Annotated in this window: 1 pseudogene; it reads left to right on the top strand. The window is 51.7% G+C overall.

Annotation, left to right across the window (positions count from 1 at the left end):
- A pseudogene (gene glmM / locus ACTHUR_RS20610) lies at window positions 1-453 on the top strand (phosphoglucosamine mutase); the annotation flags it as partial.

Raw genomic sequence — 453 nt, 5'->3', positions numbered from 1 at the left:
ACTGACGGTGTGCGTGGCGAAGTCGGTCAGTTTCCTATCAATCCTGATTTTGTCTTGAAATTAGGCTATGCGGCAGGTCAGGTTTTGGTGCAGCACGAAGGCGAAATCAAACCAACCGTCTTAATCGGCAAAGACACGCGTATTTCAGGCTATATGCTGGAAGCTGCGCTGATTGCCGGTTTTACCGCCGCCGGTGTCAATGTTATTCAAACCGGCCCTCTGCCAACCCCGGGCGTAGCGTATCTGACCCGTGCTTTGCGTTTGTCTGCCGGTGTGATGATTTCTGCTTCCCATAACGTTTATTCCGACAACGGCATTAAATTCTTTGCCGAAGGCGGTGTGAAGCTGAGCGATGAAATCGAGTTGGAAATTGAAGCCAAAATCGATGAAGAAATGAAAACCCAGCCGTCCAGCCGTCTTGGCCGCGCGCGCCGGATTAATGGTGCGGATGAC

Source organism: Neisseria sp. P0021.S007 (genome assembly GCF_051956855.1).
This window is presented reverse-complemented; position numbering and strand designations above follow the sequence as displayed.